The sequence below is a fragment of the Flavobacterium sp. genome (assembly GCF_044341265.1).
GTDB lineage: Bacteria > Bacteroidota > Bacteroidia > Flavobacteriales > Flavobacteriaceae > Flavobacterium.
Genome location: NZ_JBIISA010000061.1, coordinates 1 through 4,616, shown reverse-complemented (window position 1 = coordinate 4,616; position 4,616 = coordinate 1). Strand labels below are relative to the sequence as shown.

The 4,616-nt window shown below is 28.1% G+C and carries 2 protein-coding genes; both read right to left on the bottom strand.

Translation table 11 applies throughout. The features are described 5' to 3' along the window. Positions 1-160: 160 nt before the first annotated feature. Positions 161-1,027, bottom strand: coding sequence for a neutral zinc metallopeptidase (locus ACIQ06_RS15880; protein WP_396147905.1), 867 nt, complete (start codon positions 1,025-1,027; stop codon positions 161-163). 24 nt (positions 1,028-1,051) lie between these two features. Continuing rightward, a partial coding sequence (locus ACIQ06_RS15875; protein WP_396147904.1) for a PAS domain S-box protein occupies positions 1,052-4,616 on the bottom strand: 3,565 nt, incomplete at its 5' end.

Here is a 4,616-nt window from a genome sequence, read left to right as displayed (position 1 = left end):
CTTTAATAACATCTATAAAACTCTATAATTACAGCTAAATATACAAAAAAAAGAGCAGAAAAACTAAGTTTTCTACTCCTTAAATTATTATACTTATTACTTAAAGGACTTTTTCAGTGCCCTCTTTCAAAATTGCTCTTTTTTTTATAACTTATTAATTTTATCTTAAATCATAACCATATTTAGCAAAGGTATCACCTTGTGATACATCGCCAGTAGAAAATCCTAGTTTAAACCAGTATTTTCTTTGTTCTGATGTTCCATGAGTAAATGTATCTGGTTGAACATGACCTTGCATTTTACTTTGAATAGCATCGTCACCAACAGCATGAGCTGCACTTAGCGCCTCATCTATATCACCTTCTTCAAGATATTGTTTATTATAATGTGCCCAAACACCAGCATAAAAATCGGCTTGTAATTCTAAACAAACAGAAAGTTTATTTGCTTCAGTTTGACTCATACCTTGTTGCATTTGTCTCATTTTACCAGAAGTTCCTGTAATGGTTTGAATGTGATGTCCAACTTCGTGTGCAATTACATACGCGATAGCAAAGTCACCACCTTTGGCACCAAAACGAGTTTTTAATTCTTCAAAGAAACGTAAATCCATGTAAACTTTTTTGTCACCTGGGCAATAGAATGGACCAGATGCAGCGGTAGCGCTTCCACAAGCTGTTTCTACAGCATCAGAGAAAAGTACCATTTTTGGTTGTTCGTATTGTAAATTGTTTTCTTGAAATATTTGTCCGAAAGTATCTTCAGTATAGGCAAAAACAGTTTTCGCAAAATCTCCAATTTCAATTTCTTCAGGGGTTAATTCACGTTGTTCACCAGTTTGTTCGGTTTGTTGATTTGCTTGATTTTGTTGAAATGTATCAAGTAAAGGTGCCGCTTCTGGGAAAAACATTTTCACAAGAAAAAATACGATTACTAATCCACCTCCACCAACTACAGCTTTTCCGCCTCCAGACATTCCTCTTCTGTCTTCTACGTTATCACTTTTACGATTTCCAATCCATTTCATAATTTAATAATTTTGTTTAGTTTTTTAATTTTTTAACCATTTTGAAACTATTCCTTCAAGAACTTCTTTTAGAATAGGTTTGGAAGCATAATCGTTCATACCTACTTCCAAACATTTTTCCCTTTCACCAACAACTGTGCCAGCAGTTAATGCAATGATAGGAATATGTCTTCCTTTTGTTGTTTTTCTTATTTCTTGTGTTGCTTCATAGCCATTCATGATAGGCATTTGTACATCCATTAGAATTATATCGGGATGCAATATATTAAATTTTTCAACACCAATTTTTCCGTTTTCGGCTTCAAAGATTGTTCCGTTTGGAATAATTTGCTTGATTAATGTTTTTGCTAAAAGCATGTTTATTTTATTATCTTCAATAATCAATACTTTGAAGTTTTCATGACCAAAATCGGGTTTTTCTTTTTCATTTATTATTACATCAAAATTATCAATTAATTGTGAGCTTTTTTCGTTTGATGTTTTCAAAATCACATCAAAAAAGAATTCACTTCCTTTTCCAATTTCACTTTCTAAATTTAACTTACTATCCATTAATGAAAGCAATTGATTAGAAATTGTTAATCCAAGACCTGTTCCTCCAAATCTTCTAGTAGTTGAATTGTCACCTTGTGAAAAGGCATTGAAAATTTCTTTTTGAAAATCTTTTTTTATTCCAATTCCAGTATCTAATACTGAAAATCTAATTTTGGTTTTATTTTCTGAAATGGATTCTAGAGATTTTATTGATAAAGTAATTTTTCCTTTTTCTGTAAATTTAACAGCGTTTCCTAACAAATTGATTAATATTTGTTTTAATCTAACAATATCAACATAGACATATTTTGGTACGGATTCATTTATATTAACCTCTAAATCTAAGTTTTTTAAATTGGTATCATATTTCACTAATTCTATTACTTGACTAATAATTTCAATTAGGTTGTATTTTTTAATATCTAACTCTAATTTTCCAGATTCTATTTTTGAGAAATCTAAGATATCATTTATAATTCCCATTAATGAATGTGCAGATTCATTAATAGTATTCATATAATTTTTTTGAATAGCCTCGAGTTTTGTGTTTTTTAGTAAGTCGGTGAAACCAATAATTCCGTTTAAAGGAGTTCTTATTTCATGACTCATATTAGCTAAAAATTCTGACTTAGCTTTATTTGCAGCTTCAGCAAATTCTTTTGCTTTGATTGCATCTTCAACTTCAATTCGCTGGGTAATATCGATTATAATACCAACAATGTTTTCTATTTCTCCGTTTTTAAGTATTGGCTCGCCAAATTCTTCTATCCATTTACAGATTCCATCTTTAGTTATTATTCTGAAGATTACGTGAAACTTAAGTTTGTTGTTTTCAAGTTCTTTTGCTTTTCTATGTATATATGGTAAATCATCGGGATGCACTAAGTCAATGAAATATCTTTTATTTTCAATAAAATCAGATTTTGGATATCCAGTTAGGTTTTCTATTTCATCGTTTAAATACAATTTTGACCATTTTTCACCATATTTCGTTAGGTGTACTGTACCAGGAATATTAGTTGCAAGTAGTCTAAATTTTTCTTCACTTTCAAGTATTATGGCTTCATTTAAGTTTCGTTCAATTGCAGAAGAAATATTGTTTGCTAGTGTGAGTAAAGTGTTTATTTCTTCAATTTGCCAAATTCTTTCATAATTAGTATCATCAAAAACAATAAACCCATAAAAACTTGATTTTACATGAATAGGTAAAAATAGTATTGATTTTGATTTTAATTTATCTAAAAATTTACGAGTAGCAGTGTCTTTTATATCTTTAACAATGCTATGATATGGTTTGTTGTTTTTTAAAATTTCAATAACTTCTGGAATAGCATTTTGATTGACTTTTATTAAAATTGGGTTTAATTCGGTTATTCCATTTGATTCTCTCGTCCAACGACATTTTTGCTCAAGAGTATTTTCATTTTCATTATTTAAGAAAAATGACATTCTTTCGGTTTTAGTAACTTTTCCAATAGAATCTATAATACCTTCAAACATTTCGGAATTATTTTTACTAATCAACACTTTGTTTGTAATTTGAGTAATTACACTCAACATTTCATTTTTGTATGAAAGTTTTTGTTCAGCTTCTAATCTTTTTTGGGTTTCTATTGAAAGTGTCATAACATCAGCAATAGATCTTACAAAATTTATATCTTCATTATCCCAATATTTAGTTTTTGTATCCGATTCTAGACATAAAACTCCAATTAGTTTACCATTCAGGTTAATAGGCGTGTCTAAAAGTGATTTAATATTGTTTTTAGGAAAATAATCTTCATAAAATTCTTTTGTTTCTTCACTTGTGGAAACATCTGAAGCTACAATTTGAATTTCATTTTCTATAGCTTTAAAATAGGATGGAAAGTCTTTTTTATAAATAATTGTTCCATTTTCGAATTTGTTTTGATTGTAATGAAATAAATTTTCACATAATATGTAATCGGTTTTGTAGCTCCAATAACTAACTCTGTTTACATCAACTGTTTTTGCAACTAATTGTAAAATTTTTACAACCGATTCTTCAAAATCATTATGATTTAAAAATTTCTTTAAGGTTATTTCCTTTAAAGTTTCATTATAAGTTCTAAGTTTTCTTTCTTTTCTTAATTTTTCAATTTCAATTTCTTTAATTGGTGTAACATCTCTTGCAATTACAGTATAACCTGTAATTTTATTGTGCTCATTTCTATTTATTGAAACATTTTGAGAGAGCCAAATTGAGTCACCATTTTTAGAAACAATTGGAAATATTAATGTTGGAAATTTGTTAGCACCTTTATTAATACTAGAATAAAAACCTAATACTTTTTCTTTGTAGTCATCACGTATTAATTCTGAAAAATGTTTTTTATATAATTCCTCTAAACTATAACCAGAAATAACTTCAGAATGTTTGTTTATAAATGTATAATTTCCTTTGAGATTGGTTTCATAAATAATGTCGTTGGCATTTTCAATTAAATTTTTATATTGATTTTGAACATGAATTTGTTCAGTAACATCTTGTCCGATTCCAATAATTAAGTCATCAGAAAACTTTTTGTCTTTCCATTGGATGTATTTATACTCTCCATTTTTACATTTTAGTTTTCTAACGTAAAGTCTGTTATCAATATAATCATCATGATAGGCTTCGCCAATAAAATCTTCATCTTCAGTTAATTCCCAAAACTTAAATCCTAATACTTCATTTGGAGTATATCCTAAAAAACTAAGTACTTGATTACTACAAAAAGAAACTTCTCCTTTTTTATTTGTTGCAATAGTTATAATATTTCCGCGATTTACAATTTCATTGGCAAATAGAAATCTGTTTTGAGTATTACTTGTTGAAATATGATTGGCAGAATGGATAGCAACTGTGAATAGAAAAGATGTTATTAATATAATTACTAAATCTGTTGGCAGAATATCTTGTTGAAAAAGGCTTATTGTAAAAAGAAATACAATACTAACAAACGTCCAATATTGCAATAAATTTTTGAAAACATAATAAGAAAGAAAAAAATTTACAATTAAAGATACGTAGCTAAAAAGTTCAAATGGTTTA

Coding starts and splice junctions, on each gene's coding strand:
- ACIQ06_RS15880 (WP_396147905.1), bottom strand. CDS start 1,027: ATGAAATGGATTGGAAATCGTAAAAGTGATAACGTAGAAGACAGAAGA.